Annotated in this window: 13 protein-coding genes; 8 read left to right on the top strand and 5 right to left on the bottom strand. The window is 50.2% G+C overall.

What is annotated here, in order from left to right:
• Positions 1–324: 324 nt before the first annotated feature.
• On the top strand, positions 325–1443 hold the full coding sequence (locus tag Pan241w_RS01630) for a ZIP family metal transporter (protein ID WP_145209977.1): 1119 nt from the start codon (positions 325–327) through the stop codon (positions 1441–1443).
• A 15-nt stretch (positions 1444–1458) separates the two neighbouring features.
• Here Pan241w_RS01630 and Pan241w_RS01625 read toward each other — a convergent pair whose 3' ends face one another.
• From Pan241w_RS01625 to Pan241w_RS01615, 3 genes are all read right to left on the bottom strand, one after another.
• Positions 1459–1902 (bottom strand): Fur family transcriptional regulator, encoded by a 444-nt coding sequence (locus Pan241w_RS01625; RefSeq protein ID WP_145209974.1) that lies wholly within the window; start codon positions 1900–1902, stop codon positions 1459–1461.
• Positions 1903–2001: 99 nt separating this feature from the next.
• Positions 2002–2574: a methyltransferase family protein gene (locus tag Pan241w_RS01620; protein WP_145209971.1), complete on the bottom strand. Its 573-nt coding sequence runs from the start codon at positions 2572–2574 to the stop codon at positions 2002–2004.
• The gene (locus tag Pan241w_RS01615) at positions 2540–2983 is read right to left on the bottom strand and encodes a hypothetical protein (protein ID WP_145209968.1); all 444 of its coding nucleotides are present in this window, start codon (positions 2981–2983) and stop codon (positions 2540–2542) included. Before Pan241w_RS01615 ends, Pan241w_RS01620 begins: the two co-directional genes overlap by 35 nt.
• 79 nt (positions 2984–3062) lie before the next feature.
• Between Pan241w_RS01615 and Pan241w_RS01610 the strand changes: the two genes are divergently transcribed.
• From Pan241w_RS01610 to Pan241w_RS01595, 4 genes are all read left to right on the top strand, one after another.
• On the top strand, positions 3063–3848 hold the full coding sequence (locus Pan241w_RS01610; RefSeq protein WP_145209965.1) for a class I SAM-dependent methyltransferase: 786 nt from the start codon (positions 3063–3065) through the stop codon (positions 3846–3848).
• 262 nt (positions 3849–4110) lie between these two features.
• Complete coding sequence (locus Pan241w_RS01605) at positions 4111–5400, top strand: glucuronyl esterase domain-containing protein (protein WP_145209962.1); 1290 nt, start codon at positions 4111–4113, stop codon at positions 5398–5400.
• A 225-nt stretch (positions 5401–5625) separates the two neighbouring features.
• On the top strand, positions 5626–8712 hold the full coding sequence (locus Pan241w_RS01600; protein WP_198000259.1) for a tetratricopeptide repeat protein: 3087 nt from the start codon (positions 5626–5628) through the stop codon (positions 8710–8712).
• A 229-nt stretch (positions 8713–8941) separates the two neighbouring features.
• Positions 8942–9919, top strand: a complete 978-nt coding sequence (locus tag Pan241w_RS01595) for a MotA/TolQ/ExbB proton channel family protein (RefSeq protein ID WP_232107325.1) — start codon at positions 8942–8944, stop codon at positions 9917–9919.
• Between the two features lie 29 nt (positions 9920–9948).
• Here Pan241w_RS01595 and Pan241w_RS01590 read toward each other — a convergent pair whose 3' ends face one another.
• Positions 9949–10533 carry a hypothetical protein gene (locus tag Pan241w_RS01590; RefSeq protein WP_145209956.1) on the bottom strand — a complete coding sequence of 195 codons (585 nt, stop codon included), beginning with the start codon at positions 10531–10533 and terminating at the stop codon, positions 9949–9951.
• Between the two features lie 299 nt (positions 10534–10832).
• Between Pan241w_RS01590 and Pan241w_RS01585 the strand changes: the two genes are divergently transcribed.
• The 3 genes from Pan241w_RS01585 (at position 10833) to Pan241w_RS01575 (ending at position 13514) form a co-directional block, all read left to right on the top strand.
• Complete coding sequence (locus Pan241w_RS01585) at positions 10833–11669, top strand: phytanoyl-CoA dioxygenase family protein (RefSeq protein ID WP_145209953.1); 837 nt, start codon at positions 10833–10835, stop codon at positions 11667–11669.
• A 32-nt stretch (positions 11670–11701) separates the two neighbouring features.
• Positions 11702–12388 carry an MIP/aquaporin family protein gene (locus tag Pan241w_RS01580; protein WP_145209950.1) on the top strand — a complete coding sequence of 229 codons (687 nt, stop codon included), beginning with the start codon at positions 11702–11704 and terminating at the stop codon, positions 12386–12388.
• Between the two features lie 94 nt (positions 12389–12482).
• Positions 12483–13514, top strand: coding sequence for an SMP-30/gluconolactonase/LRE family protein (locus Pan241w_RS01575; protein WP_145209947.1), 1032 nt, complete (start codon positions 12483–12485; stop codon positions 13512–13514).
• A gap of 5 nt (positions 13515–13519) precedes the next feature.
• Here Pan241w_RS01575 and Pan241w_RS01570 read toward each other — a convergent pair whose 3' ends face one another.
• Complete coding sequence (locus Pan241w_RS01570; RefSeq protein ID WP_198000258.1) at positions 13520–15181, bottom strand: ArnT family glycosyltransferase; 1662 nt, start codon at positions 15179–15181, stop codon at positions 13520–13522.
• Between the last annotated feature and the right edge of the window lie 144 nt (positions 15182–15325).

The raw sequence follows: 15325 nt of genomic DNA, 5'->3' as shown, positions 1-15325 counted from the left end.
ACATTTTAACGCAGTAAAGCTCGCACTCATCTGAACTTATCACTACGTATTGAGTGATGCCCCAGTGGCTGCCAGTCAATCAATGCCTGTCGATCGATAAGGTAAATAACCGTATTTTAAGGGTTTTGGCTTTGACGCAACTCACATTTGAGCAGAAGTTCGAAAACTTAGCTGAGAAGGTCCGAACAGGCTCTTGCCTTGATCTCTTATAAAAGCTAAATTCAATCGCAATTAGTTTGCTATTACAATACATGCATGCCGATGGTGAAACCATGCCGGCAATCTCATATGATCAATTTGGATCTCAGGTGACTGTTTAACTCCATGAAACCCCTTTCTCCTTTTAAGCATGACATAAAATTAACGCTGCTCCTGCTGATGATTCCCTTGGTTCTGTTTCTGGTCGCGCCCGGATTTTTCATTTCGCGCGCAACCCTGGCCGCAGAGCACACTCATCCGCACCCAGAATCGGAAAATGCTGTCGACACACCGGGGGAGACAACAGAAGCATCCCCACAGAAAACTGGCAAAACGTGGGCATACACTCTGCTGGGAGGCTATTGCAGCGTGATCGTCTTTTCTTCATTGCTAGGGGGATGGTTGCCTTCACTGGTCCGTTTAACACATACGCGCATGGAAACGTTAATCAGTTTTGTGGGTGGCCTCATGCTGGGCATCGGCGTGTTCCATCTGCTGCCCCACGCGGTTGCTGAAATGGGGTCGGTCGATCGCGCTGTCTGGTGGATGATGGCGGGAATCGTGACACTCTTCTTCTTACTGCGAACGTTCCACTTTCACCAACACGGAACCGTGGAACTTGATGAGGAAGAAGATCACAAACACGACCATGATCATGACTGTGATCATCATCATGCGCACGCCCCGGTGCACTCGCACTCCCATAACCATTCACACCAATTGAGTTGGATCGGGATTGCACTCGGTCTGGCACTGCACACGCTGATTGACGGGCTGGCGCTGGGCGCCAGTATCATCGCCGAACAACACCATGAAGTCTTTCTGTCTCTGTTCGGACTGGGAACATTTCTAGCGATTACGTTACACAAACCTTTGGATGCGGTTTCCATCACGTCTCTGATGGCCGCCGGTGGCTGGTCTGCAGGCTGGCGAAATGCCGTGAATATTGGTTTCGCCTTAATGTGCCCCTTGGGTGCTTTGCTGTTTTTCCTGGGTGTTCAGCAGTTTTCCGGCAATCAGCACATCATCATCGGCTGCGCCCTTGCCTTTTCGGCTGGTGTTTTCATCTGTATCTCACTGGGAGATTTGCTGCCGGAAATGGAATTTCATTCTCATAACCGGTTCCGACTCTCGTTTGTATTACTGCTGGGAATCGCGCTGGCTTACGGCATCGGATTTATTGAGCCTGGTCACGTGCATGATCATGGGAGTCATTCCGGACATTCGCACGATCACGAGCACTAAATTAAAGAGTGCCGCTCATTTTTCCTCGCACTCACTGCAAATCCCCTTCAAGAGAATTTCCGTGACAGTGCCGACTTGAGTCCATTGTTTATTTTTGGGCGTCTTGAACTCAACATCGTGCAGACAGGAAACGCTGCCACATTCAGTACAGACAAAATGAGGGTGCTCAGCATCTTCGGGTTCATCCGGGTTGCGCAGCTCAAACCGCCATGCATGGTCGCCCAGTTCAGTCCGTTTGACGAGTCCCGCTTCAGCAAGATCAATCAGATTGCGATACACGGTTGCCTTATCAAACCCCATCGGAGTCAGATCTTCTGCGATCTCGGCATGAGTCAGAGGTGAAGTCGCCTTGCGTAAGAATTGAATCACGGTGATCCGGGCTGCTGTACTGCGCAAACCACTATTGCGCACTAAGGTGCGGATTTCATCAATCTCTTCAGCTTGGGACAGATTTTTCATTATGTTAGATCCAGGCACCCCACGGTGCCATTAAGTAAACAAACGGTTTTGATCAGTGCATCTTAACGATTATATACCAGGATTACGAGATACCGAAAATTATTTGTCGTTTCCCTGCGTTTCCGGGGTACTTGGCGAATATCCTCTCCAGCAGGGAATCCAACAGCGAACGGAACGTTGATAGTCGGCATACGCTCTATCAAATCGATGCAGGAGGTCCTGCTCCTCAATGGGTCGCACATAATAATTCCAGAGAAAAAAACCGACGATGATATAGCCTAGCGTCAACCAGGAACCACAAAACAAAGCGACCGCAGCACCTTGTGTCAGGCCCGCGATGGCCATCGGATTCCGCACATACCGATAGGGGCCGACGACAACCAGATGACGTGCCGTATCCAGGGGGAGCGGTGTCCCCCGGCCGTAGATTCCCATCATTGCACCGCTGGTCAGTCCCAGACTCCCCCCCAGCACGAACAGAATCACTCCCAGCACCCGCTGCCCGTTGAACCGAAATGCCGGACAGCCCAGGATCGATTCCAGCCAAATCAGCGCCGCAGGGATCACCAGCAGAAACAGGCTCCAGAAAATGACCGTCTGGCCAAAAATCTTCAGTAAAATTAACCAGAGTGGTGCGTCAGGCGTCGTCGGTCGGAATTTGATTTTGAACATGCTCGGCTTTCCCGCAATGACCGCCCGTGTGAATACAACAGACCAGCAACATCAGACTCAGACAGACCAGCATTAAGCCGGTTCCCAACCAGCCCCCCTGCGTCGCCAGGCTCAGCGACAGACAGTACAGGCTAACGTAAGCGATCCCCCCCGTCAGAAACAATAACACTGACCCCGCCCAATAGCGCTGCTTCCGAAGACCATACGCCAACACGAAGGAACCAGTCACAAAAATCACGCCGTCCGGCAGCCAAAAGGCCAGCAGCACCCGTTCCGGCAGTGTTTCTGACAGAAACAGCGAACGGCTCTCGGGGACCGCCAGTAATAGACACCACCACCCTACTCCGCCCAGCCCCTGCAGCAGCGGATAAAGAAACAGCCAGCTTTTCAAATCCAGACGCGATTTCATATTGCCAATCCTTGCGAAAATGACCACGATTGCCAACAGGAAATATCATTTTTTATGAAAACAGAGCCAGGAGCCTGCCATGATAGACGCAGAAGACCGCTGGGATGGGTCTGAATATGCAGATAATTCATCGATGCAGTATCGCCAGGCGTTAGAAGCTCTGAATCGGATCGACGTTGGTTCGTATGAACGCGTACTCGACATCGGCTGTGGCAATGGCGCCGTCACGAAATATATCTCTGAGCAGATGCCCGCCGGTCAGGTCGTTGGAATCGATGTCTCTCCTTCCATGGTGGAATTCGCCCAGCAACAGTACGCCAAACCGGGACGAATCGACTTTCAGCAGATGAGCGCCGATCAGCTTGAATTCAACAACGAATTTGATCTGGTCTGTTCGTTCAGCATCCTCCATTGGGTCAAAAGGCAATGGGACGTCTGGAGCGGTATCCATTGCGCACTGCGTGACGGTGGCCGTGTGCTGGCAGGATTCCAGGCCGACCACGAAGAATTCTGGGACGCAGTCTCCACGGTCTCACAACGCAGCCGCTGGAAGCCATTGTTGACGGACTTTGACGATCCCTATAACCATTGGACACGCGAGTTCATGCTGCGCTGTATACGCGGCAATGGATTCTATATCGAGCGGTTCGATGAAATCATTGGCGACGAATACTTCGGCACAAGAGAGGCCCTGGCTGACTTTTTCTGCTCCTGGGTCCCCGTTGCCCGCCACGTATCAGCCGAACTCCGGGAAGAACTCATGCACGAAATTCTCGACCTCTACTTCCAGCGAGTGGATGCCGAACTGGCAGAGAAAGCGGGCGTTCGAATGAAACGCTATATCATCCAGGCCTGGAAAAAATGATGGCCTGGCTAACAGTGAATCGCCTCGATTCCCCCGACCTGCATATATAAAAATTTTCGTGAGTTTCGTGGTTCAAAAGATATAAAAAACGGGTCTATTGCAGCCCAGCTCGATTTCTTATTGTCAATCGTTGCGGAAAGGGGCACGATTTTAGAATAGAGATTTGAAATCTCTGTCTGTATTATGATAGTTTGAATGGTTCCAAGTAACTGAGACAGACTTCAGATTGATGAAATCCCACCAGAACGAAAGCCCTCAGGATATGAAACGACTGCTCCTTACCACCGCCCTTGTCTTCAGCATCTGCCTGATTTGCAGTCAAACCAGTCAGGCACAGCGTCCCAAACCTAACTATGACGAAGCAAAAGTTCCAAAGTTCGAATTGCCCGATCCGTTGGTGACTGCGGATGGCAAGCAGGTGGATTCGGCTGAACTCTGGTGGAAAGTCAGACGGCCTGAAGTATTGCATCTGTTTGAAAGTGAAGTTTACGGAAAAAGCCCTGCTGCTCCCCAAGACATGCTGTTTGAAGTCACGTCAGTCAAAAACGATGCCTTGGGCGGCAAAGCGATCCGCAAAGAGGTCTCTGTTTATTTCTCGGGTAAAAAAGAAGAGCCGCGGATGGATCTGTTGATCTATCTGCCCGCCAAAGCCACGAAACCGGTACCTGTCTTCATGGGACTCAACTTTTATGGCAACCATACCATCACCGAAGAAAAAGATGTCAAACTCAACGATCATTGGATGCGTGCTAATAAAGATAAAGGCATTGTAGATCACCGCGCCACAGAAAAATCGCGTGGGGCCTCGGCTTCACGCTGGCCCATCGAAAAGATCATTGATCGTGGCTACGGACTGGTCGCCATCTACTGCGGCGATATCGATCCCGATTATGACGATGGTTTTAAAAACGGAATCCACGCGATCTATAACGCGAAACAAAAACCCACCCCCGATGAATGGGGCACCATCTCGGCCTGGGCCTGGGGACTCAGTCGCGCCCTGGATTACCTGGAAACCGACAAGCAGATCGACGCGAACAAGGTCGCCGTCATGGGACATTCGCGCCTCGGTAAGACATCCCTCTGGGCCGGTGCGCAAGACCCACGTTTTGCGCTGGTGATTTCGAATGACTCCGGATGTGGCGGAGCGGCTCTCAGCCGACGCCGTTTCGGAGAGACACTGAATGTCATCAATAATGCATTTCCACATTGGTTCTGTGACAATTTCAACAAGTACATCGATAAAGAAAATAAGTTACCCGTGGATCAACACATGTTGATCTCTCTGATCGCCCCGCGTCCCGTGTATGTTGCCAGTGCCGAGGATGATCGATGGGCAGATCCCAAAGGGGAATTCTTATCCGTAAAGTACGCTGAGCCAGTTTATGAACTATTGGGAACATCAGGATTCGGTGCCAAAGAAATGCCGAAAGTCAATCAGCCGATCCAAAAGCAGATGGGATATCATATGCGGACTGGCAAACATGATGTCACCGATTTTGACTGGCAACAATACCTCGATTTTGCAGACACACACTTCAAAGGCAGCTAACATTGGGAGTTGTTCTCGTAAAACAATAATCTGAACACCAGTTTGAAGTAATGTCTTTCAGGCTGGTGTTTTCGGAGCTTTTACCGATACCGAAAGCGTTCGATCGACCAGGTTTTCACTTCTACAGAGGGAGATTTCAGTAACGCCGCTTGCCTCTGCCTGAAATCCCTCGATAATATGAGGGAGCGTTACTTTACTAGTTTAGATCGATCTGACAATTCCAATATGATGATTCACCGTATCCAGCTCTCCATTTTATCTGACTTGCATTTAAACAGACTCTGTCTGATTGCCCTGGTTCTGGCCTTACTTCCTGCTTCGTTCGCGCAGGCGGATAAAGCCTCTGATGAATTTCAGCTGGCCATCGGACTCTATAAACAAAACCGCTGGGAACTGGCGACGGAGACCTTTCAGAAATATCTGAAAAATTATCCGACGCATGAGAATGTCCCTCTGGCGAAATTTTATCTCGGCCTGACACTCGTCAATCAGCAGAAATACAAGGAAGCCCGGGACGTTCTGCGGGATTATGCCAAGCAGTATCCCAAAAACAAAAACCTGCCCGATGCGCTCTACCGCATCGCGGAATGCAGTTATCTGCTGGATGATCTGGACTCGGCGGAAAAGGAATTCACAGACTTTCTCAAACTGTATCCCAATCATGCTTTGGAAGAATGGGCCTATCCCTATTTTGGCGATGTGATGCTCAGGCGTGGCAACGCCGAACTGGCAATCAAAAGTTTTCAGAGATCTCTGGAGCGGCACCCCAAAGGGGCCATGTCCGAAGACTCACAATTCGGTCTCGCGTCTGCGTATTTGCGGAACAAACAGCCTGACGAAGCAGAAAAGCGATTCAAAGAAATCGCTGGCAAAAAAAATCATTCTCGTGCCAGCGACGCACAGATGTCATTAGCAACATCGCTGTTTGATCGTGGACAATTTCAGGAAGCGGCCAAGGCTTTTCTGGAACTACCGGTGAAGTTTCCGGAGAGTCCTTTGGGAATCACAGCCCGGCTGAATGCCGGGTACGCGTTTTACGATCTGCGTGAATACGCAAAAGCCATCGAACAGTTTGAAATCGTCGCCAAAGATCCGAAACAGGCTGCAAATGCTCTGTATTGGAAAGGGGTCAGCCTGAAGGGAGCCGGTCAACTCACTGATGCGATTACCGCCTTTGAACAGGCGCTCAAATCAAACCCGACTCCCCAACAAAAAGAATTAACAAACTACCAACTGGCCGACGCTTTGTTACGTTCCGGGAAACCGGCGGCTGCCAAAACCTTATTCCTCGAACTGGTAAAGCAATCGCCCAAGAGCGATCTCGCCGACGACAGTCTGCATTTTGCCGTTGAAGCCGCCATGCTGACAGATCAACTGGCAGAAGCCGAGCAACTGGCGGGACAGTTTGAAAAAGCGTATCCCCAAAGCGGTCTGCGACTGCACCAGGAACTACTCAAAGGCCGCATCCGCGATGCCAAAGGTAAGCCAGAAGATCTTAAGGCAGCACTGAATCACTTCCAGACGGTGTTAGATCAAACGAAGCTCGAAAATACCCGACTGCTGGCCCGGCTTTATCTGGCACGCACATATCAGAAATTAAAAGAGTATGACAAGTCGATTCAAGTTCTGGAGTCGTATTTAAAAGATCCAAAAACTGACAAAGCATCAAGCGAATATGCCGACGCGCTGATTCTGCAGAGTAACAGTTTTAATTCACTGCAGAAGTATGCCGAAGCAGAATCGCTTTCAAAAGAATATCTGAAACAATTTCCCGATGAAGTCCGATTTAATCAGATCCTGGCAAATCTGATCATCATCACCGACAAAAATGAAAAGCCGAAAGAAGTCGATCAGTACCTCAAGCAATTGCAGACACGAAAGCCGGACGCCGATCTGCTCATTCAAACGTATCGCCAGTTAGCAGAACGAAACTACGAGAAAAAGCAGTGGGAACGGTCTAAAATATTCTTCGAGGAAATCGTCAAGCTCGGTTCGGATTCACCGGAATATCCGGCTGGCCTTTCCGGCTTGGCGTGGAGTGAATTTCAACTGGGTGAAAATCAACAGGCGGCTGCTCACTTTGAACAGTTTGTCAAAGAATTTCCCAAAAGCCCGCTCGCTGCTGAAGCGACCTATATGCAAGGTCGCAGCCTGGAAAGCAACAAGCAGCTGGAGGCAGCAGTCGCCGTGTATCAAAAAACATTAGCGCAATTTGCTCCTTCACGTTACGCGATGCTGGCTGGCTTGCAGGCAGCACGCACCCTGTTTCAGTTAAATAAAATCGATGACGTCAACAAAGCCTACGAAACACTGCTGGAAAAATTTCCTAAAGCAGACAACCTGGACAAGATCCTGGATGAATGGGCGTTAATCAATTACGAAGCAGAACAGTTTGAACAGTCGGATGCGATCTTTCGACGCCTGGTAAAAGAAACCCCTGAGAGTGATCTGGCCGACAATGCCCGGTTGAGCCTGGCGGAAAGTGATTTAATCGCCGGCAAGCTGGAAGCAGCAGCGAAATCATTTGACGAATTGCAGGCTTCACCCAAGTCCGATGAAAAGGTACAGCAGGTGTCCCTGTATCGGCTAATCGAAATCAATCTGGAACTGCAAAAATGGGATCAGGTTGAAAAATTTTCGAAAGCATTACTCAAGCGATTTCCCAAGAACGAATACGTGGCGTTTGCCCAATTCCATCAGGCCGAGGCGGCCCTCTATCAAAATCAGGTGGAAGCCGCCCAGAAGGAATTATTGAAACTGGTCGATGGCAAGAAAACAGAGAAACTGGGACAGGAACCCTGGTACCCGCGCGTCTGGGTGCTGTTAGCAGAAACCTATTTCCGTCAGAAAAAATATGACGAAGTCCAACAAACGGTTGATCGGTTCCGCAGTTGGGATTCGAAAAGCCCCTTTCTGTATCAGGCGGATGAAGTACTCGGACGCAGTTTGAAAAATCAGGCAAAATTTGCAGAGGCCCGCAAGGTCTTTCAGCAGATTATCGATTCCGAAAATGGCAGACGCACCGAAACCGCAGCCAAGTGCCAGTTCTTACTGGCGGAAACCCTGATGATTCAGGAAAAGTTCAAGGAAGCACTCCTGGCATATCTGCAAGTCGATATCCAGTATAAATTTCCCGAATGGCAGGCCCCGGCCCTGTTTCAGGCGGGGACGTGCCACGAAGCGCTGAACGAATGGGCTCAGGCGTTAAAAACATATCAGGACTTCCTGAAGCGTTTCCCTGAACATGAACTGGTACCTCGCGTCAAAGAACGCCTAAAGGCTGTTCAGGCTCAAATCAACAAGAAACAATAGTCCCTGCCCCCTTCTGCAGACTTTCATCACCGCCGGTTCCGCCTGGGAATTCCGATTCCAGACTCGACGGGAAAACCAAACTGACGTAAACTAGGTCTCATCATGTAAAAGTATCGTAATTACAATCTCAGGTTTTTCAGTTCCAACAGCGCAGTATTAGACCTGAATCAGGCCAGCATCAGAAACCTGTGGCACGTCTCCATTCAATTTAGAGTGACTTTCATTGCACATGATCAATTTTATCAGCAGCCCAAAACAGCCTTCCGCTGATCACTCCGATCAGGGACAGTGTGCGATTTTCTCTTACGAGCGACTTTCTCGGTTTCTGCTGCAGCTCATCATGATTCCTGTGATATCGCTATTGCTGTTTTCCGGTTCTGCAGAAGCTCAGGAACGGCTACCCAAATTCGTGGAATCGGTCAATGGAAAAATGGTGGAGGTCACTGATCCCAATGGACCACTGCCTGAAGACGGCCAGCCGATCAAACGGAATACGGTCATTCCTTCCACGCCGGAAGACATCATTCAGGAGATGGGTTATTTTCTCCTGCCGTTTGTGATTGCCTCGATCATTTCCATGTGGTTTATTATTGAGCGACTGGTCATTCTCAGGTCAGGACGTGTGATCCCCCGACATTTTGTGAGCCGATTCCTGAAACTCCTGAAGGATGGGAAACTCAATGCGCGCTCCGCACTGAAACTCTGCGAAGAAAATCCGAGCCCCATAGCCTCGGTCTTTGCGCACGGTGTTCGCAAGTGGGGCAAACCCAGTGTCGAAGTCGAACAGGCCATCATCGATGGCGGCGAGCGACAACTCTCGCAACTCCGCAAACACTTGCGCGTCATCAATGGCGTGGCTACCGTAGCCCCCCTGATGGGTCTGCTGGGAACCGTCATCGGTATGATTCAGGCATTCAATGAAATTGCCAACAGTAGCGCAATGGGCAAAGCCGAAGAGCTGGCTGTCGGAATTGCGATGGCCCTGTTAACAACGGCCTTCGGTCTGGGAATCGCGATCCCCTCGCTCATCATGTATATGTACCTGGCAGGCCGCGTGGATGGACTGGTCATGGAAATGGACCAAAATGCACAAGACTTAGTGCATCTCATCTCGGCGGAAGGCCTGGCATCCAATGCCGCCAGCCGCAAAACAGCCACTGCGTCGACTCCCAAAGCCAAACCGGATAAAACGACGAGTAAGTCGTAACAACACGGGTTTGAATCATCATTGCCCTGTTACTTTTCATCATTGTACCATTGTTCTCTCTCTGCAACCTGCTTCCATTGCTCCCTGGTAATCACATCCATGTTTTGCATATTTGTACCAGTCAGGACACATTTCTCATCCCACGAAATCAGCTCCTGTATATCAGCTGGGCATTGTGCGGATAGCTTTGGAATTGTCTGAGTATCAAATCTCCAAAAACCATCTTTAATCAACCCCATAATCTCTCTGACATTTTTGGGTTTACGCGTCGCTGACCAGGATAAGATTTGATTTACTATTTCCTCGTTCTCTTTAACATCATCGTCCAAATTCCAATAGTTGAATTCTCTAAATAAATATTTAGATTCACTAGCCTGCTGCAAGACGATCGAATAGTCAGATTGAAATTCAGTGTCATAGTACCAGGGATCTATGTTGTTTTTTGTTTCCTGAAGTGTAATCACAAAGGGATCAATCCATACAAGCCGGCTGGAGATCAACTGAAAAGTCCGTTGAAGCTCTGGAAATAATCGATCAACCTCAAAGCATCTTTGCAGTAAGCTCAGAACTTCTTTTTTTGCTTCTACCTTAATGCGGTTAATTTCGTTCATCATAGATTCAATTCTTAATAGCATCCAATTAATGCTTCTCTCAATCATAAATAGAAATGAATAGCACAGACCGATTTCAGTACTTGAAAAGCACTCTATTCCAATCCCTGGTTATCAGTTACATTTTTGCCATATCCTAAATCCTCAGGCCTTCCCTACGTAAAATGTACGAACCCCCCCTACTAAGTTGTTCCGAAGCCTATCCCTATTTACAATAGAACCAGTTTTCTGTCAGGGGGTTCGGTGTCTCGCATCGCTCTCATGACTGATTTACTCTTTATCTTAACACAAAGAGACGCACCATGGCTGAATCGAAAGAATTCCAGGCAGTTCCTCAGGAAGAAGACTTGTCTCAAATTGAGCGTGATCTGAAGTTCTACCCTTCCACAACCACGAACCCGGCGCTGTTATACGTTGAGCAGATCGAGCAATTCAATCGGGACGGTTATCTGCGCAGTCTTCGCATTTTCGATGATCAGGAAGTAGCGGAGAATCGAGAGTACTTTGACCGTCTACTGGAAACTGTCATCGCAGCCGGCGGGAACAGCTATTCCATCAGCACCGCCCACATGAAGTATGGCAAAGTCTACGATCTGCTGACGCATCCCAAAATTGTGGCGTACGTGAAAGATCTGCTGGGAGAAAATCTGGTCGCCTGGGGTTCGCATTTCTTTTGTAAGATGCCTCATGATGGAAAATCGGTTGCCTGGCATCAGGATGCCAGCTATTGGCCTTTGTCTCCTTCGAAGGCGGTCACCGTCTGGCTGGCCATCGATAATGCCGACCCTGAAAATGCCAACATGCGATTCATTGCCGGCAGCCATCATCACGGACATATGACCTATCGTCCGAGTGGCTCACATGAAGACAACGTGCTCAATCAGACGATTGATAATCCCGAGCAATATGGTTCCCCGATTGACGACTCGCTGCAAGCGGGCGAAATTTCTATTCACTCCGATCTGCTGCTCCACGGTTCCGAAGCGAACGAGTCAGACCGCAGACGCTGTGGTTTGACACTCCGGTATTGTGCCACCGACGTCCGCGCCGGCATGGACTGGAACGCCAAAGGAGTAATTGTGTCTGGTTCTGATCCGTCCGGTCACTGGCTTAACCCTGCCCGTCCTGAAAACGATTAAACATTGATCCCGCAACCTGGAATCCATCACTGATGCAGAAATACTATGCGGAAATTTTTGGCACCTTTATCCTGCTATTTTCGGGTGCAGGTGCCATCGTCACAAATCAGGTCTCTGGGGGAACAGTCACCCATGTCGGGATTGCCCTTGTCTTTGGGATGGTGGTTACTTCGGTAATTTATGCGATTGGTGAAATCTCCGGCGCGCATATCAATCCAGCAGTCACAATCGCGTTCTGGGTCGCACGACGTTTTCCCGGGAAAGAGGTGATTCCTTATATTATCTGTCAGGTGATCGGCGCACTGGCAGCGTGCCTGTTATTAAAACTGACTTTCCCAAGCTTGGCCAATTATGGCATGACGCTTCCTGCCGGGAGTGACATGCAATCGCTGATTTTGGAACTCGTTTTGACCTGGATGCTGATGTTCGTCGTGTTGTGCGTGAGTACGGGCGCGAAGGAAACCGGGATTCTGGCCGGAGTCGCCATCGGCTCGGTGATCGCGCTGGAAGCGATGTTTGCTGGTCCGATCTGCGGTGCCTCCATGAACCCGGCCCGTTCATTAGCCCCGGCGCTGGTCAGCGGAAACCTGAACTCGCTCTGGCTCTATTTTGTCGGCCCTATTGCCGGTGCAATCCTGGCGGTCCCTTCCCTGTGGCTGGTCCGCAATCATCACAATCAGGCTCCTGCGGATGAGACTCCAGACCAATTGGAATCGTGAAATTCCAATGACGAATTAGAAAAAAGATGTGACGTCTTCACAATAAATCGAAACCGCTCGTTTTGTAAAACACAACGACAGAGAGGAACAAACCATGATTCACTGGCAACAGATTTTTGTTTGGGGAATGGCTATTTCAGGATTCGCAGGTTCCATGGTCTATGCGGCGACACCTGCCCCCTCGGGGGATGCGTCCGTTGTCTCTCCGCAATCGAAAGTGGAAGAACTCTGGGTCGATAAAGGCTTCACTGAAGGTGCCTGCGTCGACGTGGATGGCATCATCTATTTCAGCGATATCAATTTCGCAGGCGGTCTTGGTAAGATTATGGCCTTTGATCCTGCAACGGGCAAAACCACTGTCTTCAGCGCCGATAGCGGACAAAGTAACGGTTTGATGATCGACCAGAAAGGAAACATGCTGGCGGCCTGCGGTGCCAATAATGGAAAACAATGTCTGGCCCGTATCACGAAGCAGGGAAAAGTAAAATGCATTGTTGATCAATTTGAGGGAAAGAAATTCAACGCTCCGAATGACCTGGTCGTTCACCCCAAAGGCTGGGTCTATTTCACCGACCCCCGATATGTCGGCACCGAGCCTCTGGAACTCGATCACATGAGTGTCTTCCGCTACGACCCCAAAACCAAAACGGTCCACCGAGCCACAACCGACATCACCAAGCCCAATGGGACAGTCGTATCTCCCGATGGAAAAACGCTATATGTGGCAGAAACTGACAATGGTGTCACCGGTCTTGAAAAAGAACCACCCCAAAATCCGAAAAAACGAATGACTCTGAATGCGTTTCCGATTAAAAAAGATGGATCGCTGGGTAAGAAAAAAGTACTGGCTGACTTTGGTGGGAAAGAGACCGGCATTGACGGCATGACGGTTGACCAGAAAGGCAATATCTATGCCGCCTTCCGGGCGGAGAGCCGATTTGGGATTGTCGTCTTTTCTCCCGAAGGAAAAGAACTGGCTTACATTCCGACTCCCACACTGCCAACCAATTGTACCTTTGGAATCGGCGATGATGCTTCCACGCTATATATCACCGCTGGAAGCGGTCTGTATCGAATTCCCTGCAAGATCCCCGGGTTCCACCCCTCTTTACCTGTCAAGAAATAGGATCTTCAGCGGACCTCGTTCAAGCGAATTAATCGAGCCAGGGCGACCCCCTGGTGATTGACTTCCCTGATAACCTGCCCCACTTTCATTTGCTGCGGCTTCAAGGTGTCCGGCAGGTACGGGTTTCTCTGAAAATACAATACATATTCTGAAACAGGCTTCTCAGACTCGAAGGGGATTAATCGAATCCCCTTCTGTTTCAGTTCCGGGGTTTCCTGCAGCATTTGCAGATAAGCTGGATGAAGTAGTGGTGCGAGTTGAATAACACTGTTTTCGGGAACGTCCTGAACCACCCGTTGTAACATGTCGGCGGTAATTGAGTCGCCCCAGTAAGTCAGCTCCATGCCCGCGGCATTCGCTCCCTGCAGCCCGCCGATCAGCAAACTGTAGGAACTGAGCCAGTAGGGAGCAAAAGCCAAAGTGGCATATGCTTGTGACAATAACAGGAGCACCGCCACACTGGTCGCGGGTTTACTGGGAATACGCTGGCGTAACCAGTCGAATGCCAAAGCTCCTCCCTGCCCAATAAGAATGGCTACGAGCGGAAAGACCATTAAAAACAGACGCACGCCATCATAGACGGTAATTCCAGGTAGCGAAAACAAGAACAGAGGCCATAGCAAAGAAAGCAGTAATAATATTTCTCCGCTGGGTCGACGGTGACTCCCTTTCAAAGCACGTACGATATTTGTGGAGCCGACAGAGCCCAGGACCAACAGCCCAACAGGGATGGTCGTCAGCAACATAACCCAGGGATAATGCCAGGGCAGATCGCGGTCGGCGTACTTGCTTCCGAAATATTCGACATAGAGAGCCGCCCGTCCGGTGGTTCTGCCAAGATATTCACTGAGATGTCCCACAGGATCGAACCAGAGCCACGGCCAGCCGACAAAGAAGATCAGAACGCCGATACCACCCCAGCAGATTAAAGGAAGAATCGCTTTCTGCCGCCATTTCCACAGCGCCCAGATCATGACGGGAATCGGAATCAATACGGCCTGTATCTTCGTCAGCAAAGCCAGCCCCAGAACCAGCCCGGTCAGACAGGCTCGCTTGGGAGTGGGTGGTGATTCTGTATCCCAAAAGTACACCACAGCCAGAACCGTGCTCACATAAAAGAGAGCGGTCACGGTCTCCAGAGCCGCCAGGTGCGCGTGGCCAAACAGGCGTGGCATCGCGACCAAGGAAGCAACGGCAATCAGAGCGGCTGTGTGTCCTGATCGTCGGAAAGTAAACCAACCTACCACAAACACGAGACAGGCAAAACAAAAGGCGGACGCGTAGCGGCCATAGGTGACAACGAACGGGCGCTCATCACTGCCTGCAACCCCGGCGACGGTCTCGTGGGCAATGCCAATCAGCAGACGCCCCAGGGGAGGATGATCGGGCAGATAGTTGGGATGTTCAAAGATTTCCCGCAGACTTTCAGGAGCAATGACCCCTAACCCATAAACCCGGATTGCCCGGACCAGAAACACGCCTTGCCCGACATTGAAGGGTTCATCCACCGTCATGCCGGGCCCTGGCCCCGTGAGGCTCAGATCCTGTGCACAATCAAGTTGGGCCGCAACCAGCACAAACGCGAGACAGGCCAGCAGAAGATACCAGAACGCGGCAGCCGGTCGCTGTTTGTTTTCAGATTCAGAAGGAGGCTTGAGTTGAGTCATACCCGTCATTATGCAGAAAGTGTGCGCGTAAAAAAACCCGACCAAGAGTTTTACCTCTTGGGCGGGTTTAGTCGTTCACGCAAACCAGCAAATCCCTTTGCGATTGTTCTGGTTGGGCCAGCGGGCCGTACTCTCGAGACCGTC

Origin of the sequence: Gimesia alba (assembly GCF_007744675.1) — a bacterium.
Classification (GTDB): Bacteria; Planctomycetota; Planctomycetia; order Planctomycetales; family Planctomycetaceae; genus Gimesia; species Gimesia alba.
Note: the sequence above shows the minus strand (reverse complement) of the source record. Positions and strands in the feature narration are given on the sequence as shown.

Coding starts and splice junctions, on each gene's coding strand:
- Pan241w_RS01595 (WP_232107325.1), top strand. CDS start 8,942: ATGATCAATTTTATCAGCAGCCCAAAACAGCCTTCCGCTGATCACTCC.
- Pan241w_RS01575 (WP_145209947.1), top strand. CDS start 12,483: ATGATTCACTGGCAACAGATTTTTGTTTGGGGAATGGCTATTTCAGGA.
- Pan241w_RS01610 (WP_145209965.1), top strand. CDS start 3,063: ATGATAGACGCAGAAGACCGCTGGGATGGGTCTGAATATGCAGATAAT.
- Pan241w_RS01600 (WP_198000259.1), top strand. CDS start 5,626: ATGATGATTCACCGTATCCAGCTCTCCATTTTATCTGACTTGCATTTA.
- Pan241w_RS01620 (WP_145209971.1), bottom strand. CDS start 2,574: ATGTTCAAAATCAAATTCCGACCGACGACGCCTGACGCACCACTCTGG.
- Pan241w_RS01570 (WP_198000258.1), bottom strand. CDS start 15,181: ATGACTCAACTCAAGCCTCCTTCTGAATCTGAAAACAAACAGCGACCG.
- Pan241w_RS01630 (WP_145209977.1), top strand. CDS start 325: ATGAAACCCCTTTCTCCTTTTAAGCATGACATAAAATTAACGCTGCTC.
- Pan241w_RS01615 (WP_145209968.1), bottom strand. CDS start 2,983: ATGAAATCGCGTCTGGATTTGAAAAGCTGGCTGTTTCTTTATCCGCTG.
- Pan241w_RS01625 (WP_145209974.1), bottom strand. CDS start 1,902: ATGAAAAATCTGTCCCAAGCTGAAGAGATTGATGAAATCCGCACCTTA.
- Pan241w_RS01585 (WP_145209953.1), top strand. CDS start 10,833: ATGGCTGAATCGAAAGAATTCCAGGCAGTTCCTCAGGAAGAAGACTTG.
- Pan241w_RS01590 (WP_145209956.1), bottom strand. CDS start 10,533: ATGATGAACGAAATTAACCGCATTAAGGTAGAAGCAAAAAAAGAAGTT.
- Pan241w_RS01605 (WP_145209962.1), top strand. CDS start 4,111: ATGAAACGACTGCTCCTTACCACCGCCCTTGTCTTCAGCATCTGCCTG.
- Pan241w_RS01580 (WP_145209950.1), top strand. CDS start 11,702: ATGCAGAAATACTATGCGGAAATTTTTGGCACCTTTATCCTGCTATTT.